Source organism: uncultured Salinisphaera sp., assembly GCF_964012375.1.
Classification (GTDB): domain Bacteria; phylum Pseudomonadota; class Gammaproteobacteria; order Nevskiales; family Salinisphaeraceae; genus Salinisphaera.
The window spans coordinates 42,702-60,722 of record NZ_CAXGSH010000003.1 but is presented as its reverse complement, the minus strand read 5'-3'; the positions used below and the strand labels follow the sequence as shown (position 1 = coordinate 60,722).

The following is an 18,021-nucleotide window of genomic DNA, read 5'->3' as shown; positions in this document are numbered from 1 at the left end:
GCCGGCGGCGCGTGACGCGAGGGGTACGTGTAGGCCGGCCTTTCATAACGACCCAATACTAAATCAAGGGGTTTTCGATCTATGCTGTTACCTCCGCACGCCGCGATCCGCGGCCGCTCCTTCGCTTTCGCCGTGTGCGTTACGGCGCTGTTACTGCTCGGTGGCTGTGCCGCCGGCCCGCGTATTGTCACCCCGGAACCACCGCCCATACCGGAAGGCGGCGACGCCGTCCCCGAAAGCAACGAGATCGTGTTGGCTGATGGCACGCAGATCGTGGCCGACGCGCCCTGGGGCCGTATCAAGATCGAGGCCGGCCCGGGCCTGCGCCGCGTCTATACCTGGCGCGGCAATCGTCGCGGCGTGATTCTGGAGCCGCGCAAGGAACGCTTCGCCGGCAGCATGGGTATTCAGTACGAAGGCCAGCCGCCAGTCTGGGAGGCCGCCGACGGGATCACCAAGGTGGACGTCGAGGAAGGCCAGCGCCGCTTCGAAACCGTGGACGACGCCATGATCTGGATGCAGATCCGGCGGCTGCGCTATGCCTACACCAACGACGGGCTCGTGGTCGGCTGGAAGACCAAGGGCGATACGCTCACGGTTGAGGTCTGGCAGTTCTATATCGATGGCCAGAAGCCCACCAGCCTGCCCGGTGCCGACAACACCCGCGTGGCCGTAGGCCCGCTCGAGGTCGTACCCCAGCAGATGAAGCCGTATCTGGTATTCGCGGACGGTCATACCGAGCCCTACAACACCGAAACGGCGGCACAGCATTCGGGTGCCCGTGCCGAGAGCAAGGCCAGCGCTTCCGTCATCTCCTGTAACTGGTTCCAGCGCACCTTTACGGATTGCAGTGAGCGCGCTGAAGCCGCGGCGAAAGCGAAGGCCCAGGCTGAAGCCGAGGCAAAAGCACAAGCCGAAGCTGCGGCGGCCGCCCAAGCCGAACGCGCTGCCGCCGCCGAGGCGGAGACCCCGGCGGAGCCTGAGTATCCGTCGGCGACGATCAGCGGTAGCACGGTCAATATCCGTGACGGATCGAGCACGAATTCCAAGGTCCTGTTCCAGGCCAAGGAAGGCGACGCGGTCGACATCCTGAAAGCGGATAAAGGCTGGCGTTACGTGAAGTTCGAAGACGACCGTAAAGGCTGGGTGGCTGACTTTTTGCTCAAGAAGTAGCGAGGCAGTCATTGCACCGCCAGCAGGGCGTCAGCCTGGCTGGCAGAAAAACCCGCGTCGCGTGACGCGGGTTTTTTATTGCGGAATGCTCTGCGGGTCGAATCGCGGGCACGTTGACGATTCGAACGCATGCGATGAGCCGCCGTCCCGCTTGCGCACTGAACAGCCGTGCCCGTGACGCCAAAGCAGAAAAACGCATCGCGGCTGTCCTTCGACCGGCGCTTGTCGTTCCTCCGCCAGCGCACGGCACCGCCACGCGCCCACACCGTTCACAGAACGGCCGCGCAGACTGACAAGGCCGCCCAAGCCGCCCTTGCGAGCGCCGTGCCACGTGCCAGTCGCACAAGAAATTCTTACCCCGGGGCTGTGCGCCCGGAGGAATGCGCCGATGAGGCGGGACATGCACCGTTCGATCAACCGTGCCGCAGCCGGCTGACCACGGGACATGATCCACTCGCGCCGGTAATACCGGTCAGGAGCGTTTGCGCTTGCTGCCGCGTTGCACGTAGGGATTATCGCTGTTCTTGAACACCAGATGGATCGGTGTGCCGAACAGGTCGAACTTCTCCCGGAAACGGCGCATGAGATAGCGCTTGTACTCGTCGGATAGCCGCTGGGTCTGGTTACCGTGGATGACGATCGTCGGCGGATTGCGCCCGCCCTGATGGGCATAGCGCAGCTTGATCCGGCGGCCATGAATCGCCGGCGGCGAGTGGCCTTCTACCGCGTCTTCGAGCGTACGCGAGAGCGCGTTCGTGCTCAGTTCGGCAAAGGCGGCCCGGTGCGAGGCCTGGATGGCGTCCATGAGGTCGCGCAGGCCGGACCCCTGCAGCGCGGAAATGAATAACAGCGGCAGATAGTCGAAGGCGCCGATGCGTTTGACCAGTTCGGCGTGCAGCTTCTCGCGCTGCTTGTCTTCGAGGCCGTCCCATTTGTTCACCGCGATCACCGCCGCACGGCCGCGTTCGACGGCCATGTTCAACAGGCGGATGTCCTGGGTCGACAGGCCGCTGGCCGCGTCGAGCATGACAATGACAACCTGGGCGGCTTCCATGGCCTGCATGGCCTTGACCACGCTCACCTTTTCCACGTCGTCGTCGATACGCGCCCGGCGCCGGATACCGGCGGTATCGACAATCACATAGGGCTTGTCGTCAAAGCTGAATTCGCTGGCCACGGCATCGCGCGTGGTGCCCGGCGCATTCTGGGTGAGCATGCGGGTTTCGCCGAGCAGGCGGTTGACCAGCGTGGACTTGCCCGCATTGGGCCGCCCCAGCAGGGCCAGGCGAATGGCGCCGCGATGATGCGGCAACACCTGCGCACGCGGCGGCGGCAGATGCTCGAAAACGTGGGCGAGCAACAGCGAGATACGATCGCCGTGCGTGGCCGAGACCGCCCAGGGGTCGCCAAAGGCCAGCGCATGGAATTCCGCGACCGCGCTGGCGCCGACCTGCCCTTCGCTTTTGTTAACCACCACATGAACCGGGCGATCGATACGGCGCAGCTGCTCGGCGATGGTTTCGTCGCCGGCCATGAGGCCCTGGCGCGAGTCGACCACGAACAGCACCACGTCGGCTTCTTCCAGCGCGGCCCGGGTCTGGGCCAGCGCCTGGGCGTCGATATCCTCGTCGTCCTGGCCGATACCGCCGGTATCCACCACGATGTAACGCTGGCCGTCATAGGTCGCGAAACCGTAGTGGCGATCGCGGGTCACGCCCGGCTGGTCGGCCACCAGCGCATCGCGGGTCCGCGTAAGCCGGTTGAACAGCGTGGACTTGCCGACGTTGGGGCGGCCCACCAACGCGAGCACCGGCAGCACCGTGGGCGCCGGTGTATCGCTGACGTCTTCGAAGTCGGGTTCGTCGGTAGTAATGGCTAGCGCTCGTCGCGGGCGGTGAAGCGTAGTGCAGCGACTTCACCATAGGCGCCGACCACGATCACGCGATCCCCCACCACCAGCGGCTGCGAGCGGATCGGTTCCTTGAACGGGCGCCCGCGTGCGATCACGCGGCCGTCGTCGGCCGACAGCCAGTGTACGTAGCCGTCGTAGTCGCCGACCACCAGGTCACCGGCCAGAAGCGCGGGCCCGGAGAGCTTGCGATATTCGAGGCCGTCCTGCTGCCAGCGTTCGTTGCCGGTCAGACGATTGACCGCCCAGACCACGCTGTCACGATCGACGGCGTAGATGTTGCCTTCGTCTAGCGCCAGCGCCTTTTCCGAGGCCAGCTCGTGACGCCAGCGTACGCGCCCCGACGTGGTGGCCAGCGAAGCCAGCTGCCCGCCCGCGCTCACGGCATAGAGTTCGTTGTTGACCACCAGCGGGTCGGCGTCGATATCGACGATACGCTCCAGCTCCGAGCGACCGCTCGGAAAGGCAATGGTCTGCGACCAGCGTTCTTCGCCGGTGGCGACGTCCAGCGCCAGTACGTTGCCGTTGTCCAGGCCGGCATAGACCGTGTCGCCGACGATGACCGGCGACGAGGTACCGCGCAGGGTCAGCGTCGGCACGTTGCGCTCGATGCTCCAGCGGCGCTTGCCGTCGGCCATGTCGAGTGCCACGAGCCGGCCGTCGAGCGTACGCGCGACCGCGGTGTCATCGGTGGCCGCCGGCGCGGAAATGATTTCGCTCGACAGCGCCGCGGTCCATTCGCGTTCGCCGGTCTCGGCCGACAGCGCCACGACCTGGCCGTCGCGCGTGCCGAGCAACAGCCGGCCACCGGCCAGCGACGGCCCGGAGATCAGCCGGTCGCCGGTGCGTGAACGCCAGATCTTGCGGCCGGTGGCCAGATCGAGCGCCATGACGTAGCCGTCCTTGTTACCGACATACAGGCGTTCGCCTTTGACTACCGGCTCGAAGCCGCTTACGTAGTCGCCGGCGCCTTCGCCCGCGTCGGTCTTCCAGACCGTCTGCATGCGATAGGCCGGCGACTCGAGCGTGGCCAGCGGCGTCGGCTCGGCCACGTTCGCACCGCCGCCACAGGCGGTCAGCACTGCGCTGCTCACGGCCAATACGACGGCCGCACCGGTGGTCTTGAGGAACGTATTGTTTCGATGATTCATGATGAAGCGCTGTTCGAGTCGGTCGGCGCGTCGGCGGCATCGGCCGGCGCGTTGTCGGCAATCTTGGTTTCGAGCGCCCGGGTGGCGATATCCGGCGGCAGGCTTTCCAGGGCGATCTGATACGCCTTGTAGGCGCCTTCACGATCGCCCTGGGCGGCCAGAATATCGCCCCGCGTTTCGGCATAGAGCGCATCGAAGGCCGCCGGGTGCTCGCTATCGAGCAGGCTCAATGCCTCGTCCGGCTTGTCCTGGGTCCACAACAGACGGGCCGCGCGAACGCGGGCGATATGCGCCACGCCCTCGTTGGCGGCGTTTTCGCTCACCCAGACCAGCTGCTCGCGGGCCTTGTCGTAGTCCTGCTGTTGTACGTACTGGCTGGCCAGCCGCATGGCGGCATCTGCGGCATAGGGCGTGTCCGCATAGTCGTTTTTCAGGCGCTCGACGGTTTCCAGGGCCTTGTCGTCGACGCTGTCACCGGCCAGGGCCGGTTCGATCTGCTGGTAGATATCGGCAGCCTTGACGGCCTGGCGATCCTGGTACCACTGCCAGCCCTGCCAGCCGATGATCACCACCAGCCCGAGCACGACCCCGATGACCAGCGCCGAACCGTTGCCTGCCCAGAATCTCTTCAGGCGGCTCATCTCGTCGTTATCGAATTCGGCCATGCGTTGCGCTTTGCTTTGTTATTGATTGGAAAACACGAAGATACAGACTGCGAATCGGCGGCGTCGTTCCCGACTAGCCGGCCAGTAGCGTGGCGATACGTTCGGCTGCGGCGTCGATGGCCACGCGTTCCTGTTCGCGCGCATCGGTCAGCGGCTTGATCTGGATCTCGTCGGCCGCGGCCTCGTCGTCGCCGAATATCAGCGCCAGCTGCGCGCCGCTCTTGTCGGCCCGCTTGAACTGCGACTTCATGCTGCCGCCGCCGGCGTGCACCCGCAGGCGCAGCTCGGGCAGCGCGTCACGCAGCGCCTCGGCCAGCGCCGGCACGCGTGCAGATGTGCTATCGCCGGTATGGATGAGATAGACCTGCGGCTTGAGGTCGTCCAGGGGCACGTTCTGATCGAGCATGAGCGCAATCAGGCGCTCCACACCGAGGGCAAAGCCCATCGCCGGCGTCGCGCTGCCGCCCAGCTGTTCGACCAGACCGTCGAAGCGCCCACCGGAGCAGACCGCGTCCTGGGCCCCGAGATCGGCGGTGATCCACTCAAACACCGTACGCGTGTAATAGTCCAGGCCGCGTACGAGGCGGGGGTTGATCGTGTAGTCGATACCCAGCGCTTCCAGCCCCTGGCACAGCCCCTCGAAGTGGGCACTCGACTCGGCGCCGAGATATTCGCGCAGCGTGGGTGCTTCGGCCACAAGATCGGCCATGGCCGGGTTCTTGGTATCGAGAATACGCAGCGGATTGCGATCCAGGCGGCGCTTGCTGTCTTCGTCGAGCCGCTCGTGATGCGCGCTGAAGTAGGCATGCAGCGCGTCGCGATAATCGGCGCGTTCTTCGGGGGTGCCTAGGGTGTTGATCTGCAGGCGCATGCCGGTGACGCCGAGCGCGGCGAACAGGCGTGCGGCCATGGCGATCTGTTCGATATCCACATCCGGCCCGATCTGGCCGAAGGCCTCGACACCGAACTGATGGAACTGGCGATAGCGGCCCTTCTGCGGTCGCTCGTAGCGAAACATCGGGCCGGTATACCAAAGACGCTGGGTGGCGTTGTGCAACAGGCCGTGCTCGATACCGGCACGCACCGCGCCGGCCGTACCCTCGGGGCGCAGCGACAACGATTCGCCACCGCGATCCTCGAAGGTGTACATCTCTTTTTCGACGATGTCGGTCACTTCGCCCACCGCCCGCTTGAACAGGCCCGTGCGCTCCATGATCGGCAGCCGGATCTGTTCGTAGCCGTAGCCGGCGAACACGCGCGCGGCCACGCGTTCGAGGGTGGCCCAGGCGGCGTTGTCGGCCGGGAGGATGTCGTTCATCCCGCGGATGGACTGAATACGCTGGCTCATGGATCGAACGAACTTCTTTAGCTGTCGCGGGCTTCGACGGTCAGTCGGGCGGTGCTGTTGCTGGTGGTCTGCGACTTGATATCGACGTCTTCGCCGCCGATCGTCATGGATACCCCCGGCGCATAGCCGAGCGTGATCCGATACGGCGCTTCGCCATCGAACTCGCGGCTGTCGCCGGCATCGTAAATGCCGGTGAGCAGACGCGACCCGCTGGCATCCCGGATATCCACCCAGGAGCGGTCGGTAAAGGTCACCACCAGATGATTGGCAGCCACCTGCGGCTGCGGCGGCGGGGCCTGATCGCGCTCACGGCGCTCGGCTTCGCGGTCGATGCCGAGCGTGTCGTTGACGTTGCGCCCGCCCATGCGCTGACCGGTGCTGGCACCCGCAGACCCGGCGGACGCATCGCTGCCGGAGCGCATGCCGTTGCCGGAGGCGCCGGTACCCGGCGATACGCGCAGACTGGTGCCGGAATCACGCGAGCTGCGGGGCATGCCGCCGCCGGTCGCACTGCTGTTACCGCTGCCCACCGTCGGGCGTTGCGTGCTTTCGGAAATACCGGCGGTGCCGGTGCCGCTGGCGGCGCCGTTTTCGTCGGGCAGATCGGCGTCGGGCATGAAGATAAACACCGCGCCTACCACGGCGAGCAGCACCACCACGCCGATCGCGCCGAAGGCGCGCCAGTTGGGCGGCGTGACGTCCTGCGGCACCACTTCCACCGCGGCCGGCTGTGCCGTGGCCGACGAGGTTTTCTTGCCGCCCCAGGCGGCATAGGCCGCCATCATGCGCTCGGTGTCGATATCCAGCACCTTGGCGCACTGACGATAGTAGCCGCCGGCGAAGATGGGCTGCGAGAGCTCATCGAACTGGTTGTTTTCCAGCGCATGGACGGCTTTTTCGGACAGCTTGGTTTCCGCGCAGAGGTCCTCTACGGACCAGTCGTGGGCAAGCCGTCCTTCGCGCAGAATCTCGCCCGGCGATTGCATGTCCGAACGGCTACGGCCGGCGCGCTCGCCTGCCTGTTCTTCGGAAGACTGTGTCGGTTCGTTCATCAGCGCGATTGCTCCAGTTGGCGCAGCGACAACGTCGCACTTGGTTCGCGGGCATTATGGCGCTCGATATAGGCTGCGGCCGCATCGCGATCGCCGAGCGCGAGTTCTATGCGCGCGGCCAGCAGCAGCTGATCGGCGTCGAGCTGGGCGACGCTGTCGGCGCGCTCGTTGAAGGCCCGGGCACGCAGGAAATCGCCCTGCTCGAACTGCAGCCGGGCCATGCCCGTAAGTGCCGTGAGCTGCTCTGAATCCATGGCGAGCGCCTGGCGATAATACTGCTCGGCGCTCTTCGCCTGCCCCGCTCGGTGCAGGCACAGCCCGGCGTTGGCCATGGCATCCGCACGCCCCGGATAGCGCTCGTCGTTTGCCGAGCGTTCGAAATAGCGAACGGCGCGATCGACGTCGCCCTGCTTGCACAGGAACGCCGCATAGCTGTTGTAGATCGCCGCATTCGGCTGCAGGCCGAGCGTTTTTTCGTAGTAGCGTTTCGCGTCCTCGTCCTCGCCAAGGCGCTCGCTGACGATGGCCATGCCCCAGTTCGCGGTCGTATTGCTGCTGTCGTAATCCAGGGCGCGCTTGAAACGCGACAGGGCATTCTCGTTGTCCTGCTTGCGCAGGAAATCGGCGCCGAGGCTGGCATTGGCTTCTGCCGCACGCTGGTTGTCGACGGCGTTTTTGCCACCGGCACAGCCGGCCAACGCTACGAGCACGGACAGCAGCGCGATAACCGCCCCCGAACGCAGCCTGCTCATACCGGTGTGGCCCGTTTGCTCTCGACCCGTATCGGCACGTCGCGAAAATGGCGCTTCTGCTTGCTGCGTACGCGCCCGACCAGCTGGCCGCAGGCCGCGTCGATATCGTCGCCGCGGGTGCGCCGCACCGTCGTACGCAGCCCCTTGTTGTGCAGGATGTCCTGAAACTGGCGAATACGGGCTTCGTCGGGCCGGCTGTAGCCGCTGCCTTCAAACGCGTTGAACGGGATGAGGTTGATCTTGGCCGGCCGATCGGCCAGCAGTTTGACCAGCCCGCGCGCCTGCTCGGGGTTGTCGTTCACGCCGTTGAGCAGCACATATTCGTAGACGACGTGGGCACGACGCTGCTTGCCTTCGACATAGCGATCGCAGGCGCCCATCAGCTCGGCCAGCGGATACTTGCGATTGATCGGCACGAGCTCGTCGCGCAGCGCGTCGGTGGGCGCATGCAGCGACACGGCCAGGGCAACATCGACTTCTTCTCGCAGGCGATCCATAAACGGCACCATACCCGAAGTCGACACCGTAACCCGCCGTTTCGACAGGCCAAAGCCGTAGTCGTCGAGCAGGATTCGAATCGCCGGCACCACCGCTCGGTAGTTGGCCAGCGGCTCGCCCATGCCCATGAACACGATGTTCGACAGTGCCCGCTCGCCGTGCACCATGCCCTGGGCACGCAGGTCATGCTCGGCCATCCACACCTGACCGACGATTTCAGCCGTAGTCAGGTTGCGGTTGAGCCCCTGCTTGCCGGTGGCACAGAACGAACAATCCAGCGCGCAGCCGATCTGCGACGAAATACACAGCGTCGCGCGATCGGCTTCGGGGATATAGACCGCCTCGATGGCATTGTCCGGATCCAGATCCTCGGTGACCGCGAGCAGCCATTTGCGGGTGCCATCGCTGGCTTTCTGCTCGCGGATCTTGGCCGGCGGCCGAATCTCGGCGATGTCGGGCAGACGCTCACGCAGCGCCTTGGACAGATCCGTCATCGCCGAAAAGTCGGTCACGCCGCGGGCATAGATCCACTGCATGACCTGCTTGGCCCGAAACGCGGATTCGCCATGTTCACGAAAAAAGGCCGACATGGCCTCGCGATCCAGACCGAACAGGTTCACGCGCGCGGTTTTGGCCGGCGTTGTGGCAGTGTCGGTGGTGTCGCTGACGATCGTACTCATGAGCGAATAGCGCGGTTGCGAACTAGCGCGGGCAGAGGCCGTCCTGCCCGAAGAAGAAAGCGATTTCCTGTTCCGCGGTTTCCGGCGCGTCCGAGCCGTGTACGGCGTTGGCATCGATGGACTCGGCGAAATCGCCGCGGATGGTGCCGGCTTCGGCTTCCTTGGGGTTGGTCGCGCCCATCAGGTCGCGGTTCTTGGCGATGGCGTTCTCGCCTTCAAGCGCCTGCACCATGACCGGACCGGAGATCATGAACGACACCAGGTCGTTGAAGAAACCACGCTCGGAGTGCACGGCATAGAATTTTTCTGCGTCCTCGCGGGACAGCTGCACCATACGCGCGCCGATAATCCGCAGGTCGGCCTTCTCGAACCGGCTGAGAATCTCGCCGATTACGTTCTTGGCGACGGCATCGGGCTTGATGATGGACAGGGTGCGCTCAACGGCCATGGGTTCTCCCTAATGGAACTACAAAATCGATTAAAAACGTCGCGCCAGCAGCGCGCTGGTGCGAAAGCTAACCTCCCATTGTAGCGTTTGGAAGCGCGGCTTGTCAGGCGGGCCGCGTTCGAGGCGCTATACGGTGAACGACTCGCCGCAACCGCAGGCGTTCTTGGCGTGGGGGTTTTCGAATCGAAACATGCGGTTAAGCCCTTCCGACCGAAAATCCAGCGTGGTGCCCTTGAGTACCGGCAGATGCTTGCGATTGACCACCACTTTGGCACCGTAGCCTTCGAAGACGTCGTCCTCGGCGCCGATTTCGTCGGCGTAGTCCATGGTGTACATATAACCGCTGCAACCGGACTTGCGCACACCCACGCGCAGCCCGATACCGCTGCCGCGCTTGGACAGCTGGTTTTTGATGCGCTCGGCCGCGGCCGGCGTCAGCGTGATCTCTTCGGGTTCGACTAGCGTTTCACTCATGAGCTCATCATCCCAGATAAACCAAGCATTGTTCTAGGGGCCCCAGTCCGCCAGCGCTGCGCTGAGTGCGTCGAGCACCAACAGCGCGGCATAGCGTTCGGCGGGCGCCAGGCACAGGGCCTTGTCAAAATCCTTGCTATTAAGACTTCGTGCGGTCTCGATCGTTCGGCCCTGCAACCATTCGCAGGCCCAGTCCGCGCAGGCAATCGCCACCGGCGGGCCGAACACCGCGAACGCTGCCTGCGCGATATATTCCGAGCCGGCCTCGCCCTGCGCTGCCAGACAGAGCTGGCAATGCGCGTCGGCTGCCGGCGTATCGGCATGCCCGGAACCTTGCCATTGCATGATGACACAATCCGCCAACGCGTGCTGCGGCCTCAAAAATCGTGCCTGCCAGAGCGGCACTGCCGGCTGCCTCATGCCGCGTCCGCAATACGCCGCAGACGCATCACCTCGTCGATGAATCGATTCGCGGCGGCCTCGACCTGTGCCAGCGTGGTCGATACGCCCAGCGTAAAACGAATACTTGCCCCGGCCTGACGCGGCGTACGCCCCATGGCGCGCAGCACGTACGACGACTGACCCTTGGCCGCGCTGCAGGCGGCCCCGGACGATACCGCCAGCGCGGGCGTACCGGCAGTCAGCCCCATGAGCAGCGCATCGCCGTGCACGCCGGCAACGCTGACGTTGAGAAACGCCGCAGCCGTATGGGCCGGCGCGCCGTTTCTTACAACGCCATCAATTCCGGCAAGCGCGTCGGCCAGATGTTCGCGCAGTACCGCGAGGCGCTTTTGTTCGCTATCGCGTATCGCTGCGACATGAGCCGCTGCCGCACCGAACCCGGCAATCTGATGCGTCGCCAAGGTGCCGGAACGCAGCCCGCGCTGCTGGCCGCCGCCGTGCAGCTGGGCCGCCAGGCCGGTGCGGGGGCGCACATACAGCGCCCCGATGCCCTTGGGCCCGCCGATCTTGTGCGCCGAAAGCGACAGCAGGGCGATATTCATGGCCTGCACGTCGATGACCAGCCGCCCCAGGCTCTGGGCCGCATCCACATGCAGGGCCACGCCGTGTGCGTTGCAGCGCTCGCCCACGGCGGCAATATCCTGAATCACCCCGGTTTCGTTGTTCACGTGCATGATGGAAACCAGCGTCGCGCCGTCTGCGAGCGCTGCCTCGAGCGCCTCGAGATCGATACGCCCATCCGCCTGAACCGCCAGCCGCGTCACCCGCGTGCCGTGTTTCTCCAGCCAGGCGAGCGTATCGAGAGTGGCACTGTGCTCGGTGACCACGCTCACAATATGGGTGTCGGCACCGCCAAACGCGGCCGTGCCCTTGAGCGCGAGGTTGATCGACTCCGTGGCGCCCGAGGTCCAGACCAGATCCTTTGCCTGCGCATTGATCAGCCGGGCCAGGTCTTCGGCCGCGGCATCGATCAGCCGCGCGGCGTCGCGACCGGGCCCGTGCGGTGATGCCGGGTTCGCATCCGTGGCCACCAGCGCCTGCTGCATGATTTCGATCACGCCCGGCGACAACGGCGCGGTAGCGGCATGATCGAGATAGATCGTCGAATCTGCCGTAGTCATCCCATCACGGAGGCGCTGATACGCCCCGGCATGGCACCGCCGCCGTCTGCCAGGCGACCCAGAGCGAGCAGAAACTGCTGAATTTCCGCCAGCGTGTTCTGCGGACCGAGGCTGACCCGAATGGCGCCCTGGGCCACATCCGGGGCGATACCCATGGCAAGCAGTACCGGGCTGGGCTCGCCCGTGCCGGCCGCGCAGGCCGAGCCCGAGGACACCGCGATATCCTCGCGGTCGAGCAGCATGAGCAGGCCTTCGCCGTCGTAGCCGGCCACCGCGAACTGGCAGGTGTTCGCCAGCCGTTCGGCTTGCGCCGAAAACCGGGTAATGCCGGGCATGGCATCGAGCCCGATTTCCAGCTGCTCGCGCAGATCGCGCATATGCGCGATTTCCGATGTGCGCTGGTTCATCAGGCGCGCGGCCGCCGCGCCGAAGCCCACGATGCCCGCCACGTTATAGCTGCCCGAACGCAGGCCCTGCTCGTGACCGCCGCCATGCACCAGCGGCGCCATGTCCATATGCTTGTCCACGATCAATGCGCCCACGCCCTTGGGGCCCTGGATCTTGTGCGACGACAGGCTCGCGCAGTGCGCGCCGCTGGCCGCAAAATCGAACTCCAGCTTGCCCATCGCCTGTACGGCATCGGTATGCAGCCAGGCACCGGCCGCGCGTACCAGGCGCGCGATCGCAGGCATGCCCTGCAGCACGCCGGTTTCGTTATTGGCGACCATGATCGACACCAGCGCGACATCGCCCTCGTCGAGCTGGCGCTGAAGGTCGGCGAGGTCGACCCGGCCCTGGCCGTCGACCGCGACCCGATCGATACGCCAGCCGTCGCGCTCCAGCGCCCCCGCGGCGTCGGTGATGGCCGGATGTTCGATCGGCGAAATCAGCATCCGCCCCGGCGCACGCATGGCGGCAACGCCCTTGAGCGCCATGTTGTCGGCTTCGGTGCCGCCGGCCGTGAAGATGACCTGAGACGGATGCGCGTTGACGCAGTCGGCGACCTGGCCCCGGGCAGCATCGACGGCGGCACGGGCTTCACGCCCGGCACGGTGCAACGACGAGGCATTGCCGTGGCGTTCGGTCAACCACGGGCGCATCGCCTCGAAGACCTCCGGATGTAGCGGTGTGGTCGCGTTGTGATCGAAATAAATCGTCATGACGGCTCGCGGCCTCTGCCGCGCTTTGGTCGGAAAACGCCCGTCGCGCTCAGGCCTTGTCGGTCTGGCGCTCGGCCAGCTGCTCGGACAGCCGTTTGGTCAGCGATTCCAGTTCGTCCTGGCGGCGCTCGAGCGAATCGATATGATCAAGCATCGCATCGATGCCGGTGGCGACCGGGTCTGGCATGTCCTGGGATACGCCATAGGTGGAAAAACCGATTCGATCGGCGGTTTCACGGCGCCGGTCGGCCGGCGTGGCGTTCTTGCACTTGACCAGCTTGGCCGGCACGCCGACCGCGGTGCAGCCGGGCGGGACTTCCTTGACCACCACTGCGTTGGAGCCGATGCGAGCGCCGGTGCCCACCGTGAACGGGCCCAGCACTTTCGCGCCGGCGCCGACCACGACATCGTTTTCCAGCGTGGGGTGGCGCTTGCCGGGGTTCCAGCTCGTGCCACCCAGGGTCACGCCCTGATAGAGGGTGACGTCGTCGCCGATGATGGTGGTTTCGCCGATGACCACACCAAAGCCGTGGTCGATGAAAAAACGCCGGCCAATGGTCACGCCCGGATGAATCTCGATCCCGGTCAGCCAGCGCGAGATATGCGATACGAAACGGCCCAGCCAGGTCAGCCGATGCGTCCAGCACCAGTGCGCCAGCCGGTGCCACCACAGCGCATGCAGGCCCGGATAGGAAAAGATCACCTCCCACACGCTACGCGCGGCCGGGTCGCGCTCGAAGATGGTGTGGATGTCCTCACGCATGCGCGAGATCATGAGATGCTCCGCGCCTGGAGGCGCCCGTCGTTATTTCGATGTGGATGCATGCCGATATCCTCGTGCCGGTCGAGCATTATTCCTGCGATATGCACTATTTCGGGTTTATACGCTAGGGATCAAGTGCCGAGTCGTCGCGCGTGTCATCGTCATTGCCAATCGCACCGCGCAGCGGGCGTCGGCGCGGGTCCAGCGAGCGTAGCGCGCCACGCAGGATATTCACCTCGATACGATCCGGCGCCGCTCGATTGAACAGTCGGCGCAGTCGCCGCATGAGATGGCCGGGATTGGCCGTATCCAGAAAGCCGCTGGCGCCGAGCACGTCCTGCCAGTGGCCGAAAAGCCCTTCCATATCGGCGGTGGTCACCGGCTCGTGCGCCGGCTCGGCTTCGGGCGCGTCGCCGGCGGCCATGCGCAGTTCGTAGGCCACGACCTGCACCGCCGCCGCGAGATTGAGCGAGCGATACTCGGGATTGGTCGGCACCTGCAGATGCAGCTGGCACAGATCCAGCTCGGCGTTTTCCAGCCCGCTGCGCTCGCGTCCGAACACCAGCGCCACATTTTGATCCTGGGCGAGCTCTATCGCGCGCACCGCGGCAGTGCGGGCATCCACCAGCGGCCAATGCATATGCCGCCGACGCGCGCTCGCGCCAATGGCCAGCGTACAGTCGCCGATGGCCTCTTCGAGCGTGTCGTACACCTTCGCGGCTTCGAGCACGTCATCCGCGCCCGAGGCGCGTGCCAACGCTTCCGGGTCCGGATAACGCTCGGGCGCGACCAACGCAAGGTCGTGCAGCCCCATGACTTTCATCGCCCTCGCCGCGGCCCCGATATTGCCCGGATGCTGGGCGCCGACCAGCACGATACGCAGACGGGCCAGACGGGATTCGTCGAAAACGGGGGATTGTTGGTCAGCCACCGGCACGCTCATGGTCGGCTCTCGTATCAATACGGCGTGCAGATGGTACGCTACCCGGCTTTTCATGGCTCGCCCGGCCCGATCGCGCCGGGTTCGACAAGGACTGTCCGATGCAACCGTTGACCAATGTCGCCGTTACCGCCGCCCGCCGGGCCGGCGGCGTGATTCTGGAATACTACCGGCGCGGCGATACCGGCGAAGTCACGGCCAAGAGCGGTCGCAACGACTTCGTCACCGAGGCCGACCAGCGCGCCGAGAATACGATTATCGATACCATCAGCCGGGCCTACCCCGACCATGCCTTCATGGCCGAGGAATCCGGCGAAACCGGCGGCGAGTCCGATACCGTCTGGATCATCGACCCGATCGATGGCACCGCCAACTTCATGGCCGGCATCCCGCACTTCTGTGTCTCGATCGCCTGCCAGATCAACGGCGTCACCGAACACGCGGTGATCTACGACCCGGTCAAGGACGAGCTGTTCACCGCCGATCGCGGCGCCGGTGCCAGCCTGGACGGCAAGCGTATTCGCGTGACCCGTACCACGCGCCTGCGTCAGGCCCTGCTCGCCACCGGCTTTGCCTATCGCAAGAAGCAGGACATCGCCACCCACATGCCGGTATTCAACCGCCTGCTGTCGTCCAGCGCGGATATCCGTCGTGCCGGTTCGGCCGCGCTCGATCTGGCCTATGTCGCGGCCGGGCGTCTGGACGGCTTCTGGGAAATGGGCCTGTCGCCCTGGGATATGGCCGCCGGCCTGCTTCTGGTACGCGGCGCGGGTGGTATCGCCGGCGATATCAAGGATCAGGACCCGCTGAAAACCGGCAACGTGATCGCCGCCAACCCCAAGCTCTATCCGCAGCTCATCGAAAAGATCGAACGCACCCCGCAGGGCGGCAGCTAGGGCCTGTTGAAACAAGCGGCAACGCAGGAGTTGATGTCCGCGTTGCTCGGCCCTGGCTCGAAAGCCGCGATAGGCGCATGATCGAACGCCGTTAAGAACACAGGGTCGATCCATGCGTTTCGGCTTTCTCATCTTCGGCGGCGTAGAAGAGCTGGACCTGCTCGGGCCGTGGGAACCCGTCGGCGTGTGCAGTGAGTACTTCGACGGGCCGGACGAGCGGATGCTTGTGTGGCCGCGCAACGCGGCCCCGTGCGTTGCGCCACGGCCCTGGCCCTCGCAGCCGTATTGAGCCGCCGCGCGCTACCTACGCGCTAGAATCCCGAGCCAGGCTCCATGCGTTCTCGGCACGCGCCGTCGTTCCAAGACCATTCTTCCGACGTGATCGCATAGCGTTCGTGGTCGCGCCACTCGCCGTTAATCTTCAGGTAGCGCGGCGAATAGCCTTCCAATCGAAAACCCAGTGACTGCACCAGGCCGATAGAGCGTTCGTTGGCGGGTTGGATATTGGCCTCCAGTCGATGCAGCGCGTGAACGCCAAAGCTGCGCGACACCACGGCGGTCAAGGCTTTTTTCATGAGCCCCTTGCCTGCGTTCGGGCTGAATGCGTAGTACCCAAGGTAAGCGGATTGCAAGGCACCGCGCACGATTTCGTTCAGGTTGATACAGCCCACCAGCATGCCGTTGGTGGCCATCGCCAGATAACTGCGATGCGTATCGCCTGCGTAGCGCGCCAGGTACTGCGCGTATTTCTCTGGCGTGTCCGGCGGCGACACCCAGCGTTTCAGTTCGGGTTGGCTGCGCCGGACAGCGGCCAGGAACGCCGACTGGTGTTCTTCGCCGGGTGGAAAGACTTCGATATCCATTATCTTCACGATCAGCTACACGCGCATCTGTGGCGTGTTTCGATGGGGCTGGCCGCGGTTTAGGCCAACTCGTGGCGCAATGTACATCGGGCGTAGGGCTCGAAATCTAACGGTTCGGGCCACGAGTCGCGCGGCACTCACGACTTCATCGAAGCTTTGGGTCCGCGCTGCTGTGCGACCCACTTTCGTTTGCCTGGCTAAACGAACGTAGGCAAAGGGAAAGACACCCGGGTCAGCGCGTCGGCGCAATGCGCCGGAAACCCTTCGGCCCTGCGCTTCTCGTTCGCTCCACACGGGGTTGAATACAGGACGTGACCGTAGGGCCGAGTCGAGGCGGCTACCAACCGAAATCAGGGCACGTGGCTGCGTTCTTGTCGGCTTACGCTCCGCTAAGCCAACCTACAAAAAACCGTGCCCTTCAGCGAGCGCCAGCGACGCTTGTCTGTATTCGGGTCCCTTGGGCGTAGCGCCGAGCATCGCAGCCGGCAAGCGGCAAAAGACGGCCGGATGTTTGAGCGCAGCGAGTTTCCGGCCGTCCCGCTTGCTGGCTGCGATGGGAGGGCATCGGCGCGCAGCGCCGGCGCAAGACAGGGTGTCTTTTGCTTTGGTTACTTACCTGGACAAGCAAATGAAAGTGACTCGCGCAGCAGCGCGAAACCCCAAGCCGAAATTAACCCGCGCAGTTGATTCAGAACTAGCGGGCCTGTAACCGACGACTAACGCGTGACCCGAGACGCCTTCTCGGCATCCTCTTCCTTGGGCGGGAACAGGTCCTGGCTGGTGATCTTCAGCCGCAGGGCAAGCGCACTGGCAACGAAGATCGACGAGTAGGTACCGATGAAGATACCGATCAGCAGCGCGGTGGCGAAGCCGTGGATGACCTCGCCGCCGAGGAAGAACAGCGCGAGCAGGGTCAGAATGGTCGTGCCCGAGGTCATCAAGGTGCGCGACAGGGTCTGGTTGATGGAGGCGTTGACCACCTCGGTGGGCGTGGCCTTGCGCATGCGCCGGAAATTCTCGCGAATACGGTCGAACACCACGATGGTGTCGTTGAGCGAATAGCCGATCACCGCCAACAGTGCGGCCAGCACGGTCAGATCGAAATCCAGATGGAACAGCGAGAACACGCCCAGCGTGATGAGCACGTCATGCACCAGGGCGGCGACCGCGCCGGCGGCGAGCTTCCAGTGGAAACGCACGATGACGTAGATGAGAATCGCGATCACGGTATAGAGCAGCGCCAGCCCGCCCTTGTTGATCAGCTCGTCACCGACCTGGGGACCGACGAATTCCACGCGGCGCAGTTCCGCTGCGCTGTTGTCGGCATGCAGCGAATCCATGACGTGGGTGCTCACTTCCGAGCTGTCGGCGCCCTCTTCGCTGGCCAGCCGGATCATTACCGCGTCCGATGCGCCAAAGTGCTGCACCGTGGCACCGGGGTAGCCGCCTTCATCAAGCGCACCCCGCACCTCGTCGAGGGCGACCGCGTCCGGATAGCCGACTTCGATGACCACGCCGCCGGTGAAATCGACGCCGAACGACAGCTTTTCCATCGAGAACGATACGAACGACACCAGAATCAGCAACGCCGAAAAGATGATGGCGTACTTGCCGTAGCTGATGAAGTCGATCGATGTGTTGGATTTGATCAGGCGCATTCGAGACT

The 18,021-nt window shown here is 64.8% G+C and carries 18 protein-coding genes; 2 read left to right on the top strand and 16 right to left on the bottom strand.

Annotated elements, in window-relative coordinates:
• Positions 1-81: 81 nt before the first annotated feature.
• Positions 82-1,173, top strand: coding sequence for an SH3 domain-containing protein (locus ABNU97_RS01255; RefSeq protein WP_348764930.1), 1,092 nt, complete (start codon positions 82-84; stop codon positions 1,171-1,173).
• Positions 1,174-1,645: 472 nt separating this feature from the next.
• Here ABNU97_RS01255 and der read toward each other — a convergent pair whose 3' ends face one another.
• The 14 genes from der to ABNU97_RS01185 form a co-directional block, all read right to left on the bottom strand.
• On the bottom strand, positions 1,646-2,992 hold the full coding sequence (der, locus tag ABNU97_RS01250) for a ribosome biogenesis GTPase Der (protein ID WP_348764929.1): 1,347 nt from the start codon (positions 2,990-2,992) through the stop codon (positions 1,646-1,648).
• A gap of 56 nt (positions 2,993-3,048) precedes the next feature.
• Complete coding sequence (gene bamB, locus ABNU97_RS01245) at positions 3,049-4,233, bottom strand: outer membrane protein assembly factor BamB (RefSeq protein ID WP_348764928.1); 1,185 nt, start codon at positions 4,231-4,233, stop codon at positions 3,049-3,051.
• Positions 4,230-4,898, bottom strand: coding sequence for a tetratricopeptide repeat protein (locus tag ABNU97_RS01240; protein WP_348764927.1), 669 nt, complete (start codon positions 4,896-4,898; stop codon positions 4,230-4,232). Before ABNU97_RS01240 ends, bamB begins: the two co-directional genes overlap by 4 nt.
• Before the next feature lie 73 nt (positions 4,899-4,971).
• Positions 4,972-6,246: a histidine--tRNA ligase gene (gene hisS, locus ABNU97_RS01235; RefSeq protein ID WP_348764926.1), complete on the bottom strand. Its 1,275-nt coding sequence runs from the start codon at positions 6,244-6,246 to the stop codon at positions 4,972-4,974.
• Between the two features lie 17 nt (positions 6,247-6,263).
• Entirely contained in the window at positions 6,264-7,298 is a 1,035-nt protein-coding gene (locus ABNU97_RS01230) for a helix-turn-helix domain-containing protein (protein ID WP_348764925.1), read from the bottom strand.
• Positions 7,298-8,050 carry a type IV pilus biogenesis/stability protein PilW gene (gene pilW, locus ABNU97_RS01225; RefSeq protein WP_348764924.1) on the bottom strand — a complete coding sequence of 251 codons (753 nt, stop codon included), beginning with the start codon at positions 8,048-8,050 and terminating at the stop codon, positions 7,298-7,300. The genes ABNU97_RS01230 and pilW overlap by 1 nt, the downstream gene beginning before the upstream one ends.
• Positions 8,047-9,228 (bottom strand): 23S rRNA (adenine(2503)-C(2))-methyltransferase RlmN, encoded by a 1,182-nt coding sequence (gene rlmN, locus ABNU97_RS01220; RefSeq protein WP_348764923.1) that lies wholly within the window; start codon positions 9,226-9,228, stop codon positions 8,047-8,049. The genes pilW and rlmN overlap by 4 nt, the downstream gene beginning before the upstream one ends.
• 22 nt (positions 9,229-9,250) lie before the next feature.
• Positions 9,251-9,676: a nucleoside-diphosphate kinase gene (gene ndk / locus ABNU97_RS01215; protein WP_348764922.1), complete on the bottom strand. Its 426-nt coding sequence runs from the start codon at positions 9,674-9,676 to the stop codon at positions 9,251-9,253.
• 126 nt (positions 9,677-9,802) lie between these two features.
• Positions 9,803-10,150, bottom strand: coding sequence for an iron-sulfur cluster assembly accessory protein (locus ABNU97_RS01210; protein WP_348764921.1), 348 nt, complete (start codon positions 10,148-10,150; stop codon positions 9,803-9,805).
• Between the two features lie 33 nt (positions 10,151-10,183).
• Positions 10,184-10,495, bottom strand: a complete 312-nt coding sequence (locus ABNU97_RS01205; RefSeq protein WP_348764920.1) for an iron-sulfur cluster assembly scaffold protein — start codon at positions 10,493-10,495, stop codon at positions 10,184-10,186.
• A gap of 71 nt (positions 10,496-10,566) precedes the next feature.
• Complete coding sequence (locus tag ABNU97_RS01200; protein ID WP_348764919.1) at positions 10,567-11,733, bottom strand: cysteine desulfurase family protein; 1,167 nt, start codon at positions 11,731-11,733, stop codon at positions 10,567-10,569.
• Positions 11,730-12,893: a cysteine desulfurase family protein gene (locus ABNU97_RS01195; protein WP_348764918.1), complete on the bottom strand. Its 1,164-nt coding sequence runs from the start codon at positions 12,891-12,893 to the stop codon at positions 11,730-11,732. The genes ABNU97_RS01200 and ABNU97_RS01195 overlap by 4 nt, the downstream gene beginning before the upstream one ends.
• Before the next feature lie 49 nt (positions 12,894-12,942).
• A complete protein-coding gene (gene cysE, locus ABNU97_RS01190) occupies positions 12,943-13,668 on the bottom strand; it encodes a serine O-acetyltransferase (protein WP_348764917.1) in 726 nt (241 codons plus the stop codon).
• A 112-nt stretch (positions 13,669-13,780) separates the two neighbouring features.
• Positions 13,781-14,599, bottom strand: coding sequence for an RNA methyltransferase (locus ABNU97_RS01185; protein ID WP_348764916.1), 819 nt, complete (start codon positions 14,597-14,599; stop codon positions 13,781-13,783).
• Between the two features lie 98 nt (positions 14,600-14,697).
• Here ABNU97_RS01185 and ABNU97_RS01180 point away from each other — a divergent pair, with 98 nt between their 5' ends.
• Positions 14,698-15,492 (top strand): inositol monophosphatase family protein, encoded by a 795-nt coding sequence (locus ABNU97_RS01180; RefSeq protein ID WP_348764915.1) that lies wholly within the window; start codon positions 14,698-14,700, stop codon positions 15,490-15,492.
• Positions 15,493-15,803: 311 nt separating this feature from the next.
• Here the strand turns inward: ABNU97_RS01180 and ABNU97_RS01175 are convergent, their stop codons facing one another.
• Positions 15,804-16,355, bottom strand: coding sequence for a GNAT family protein (locus tag ABNU97_RS01175; protein ID WP_348764914.1), 552 nt, complete (start codon positions 16,353-16,355; stop codon positions 15,804-15,806).
• 716 nt (positions 16,356-17,071) lie between these two features.
• Entirely contained in the window at positions 17,072-18,013 is a 942-nt protein-coding gene (secF, locus tag ABNU97_RS01170) for a protein translocase subunit SecF (protein WP_293624237.1), read from the bottom strand.
• Positions 18,014-18,021 lie beyond the last annotated feature (8 nt).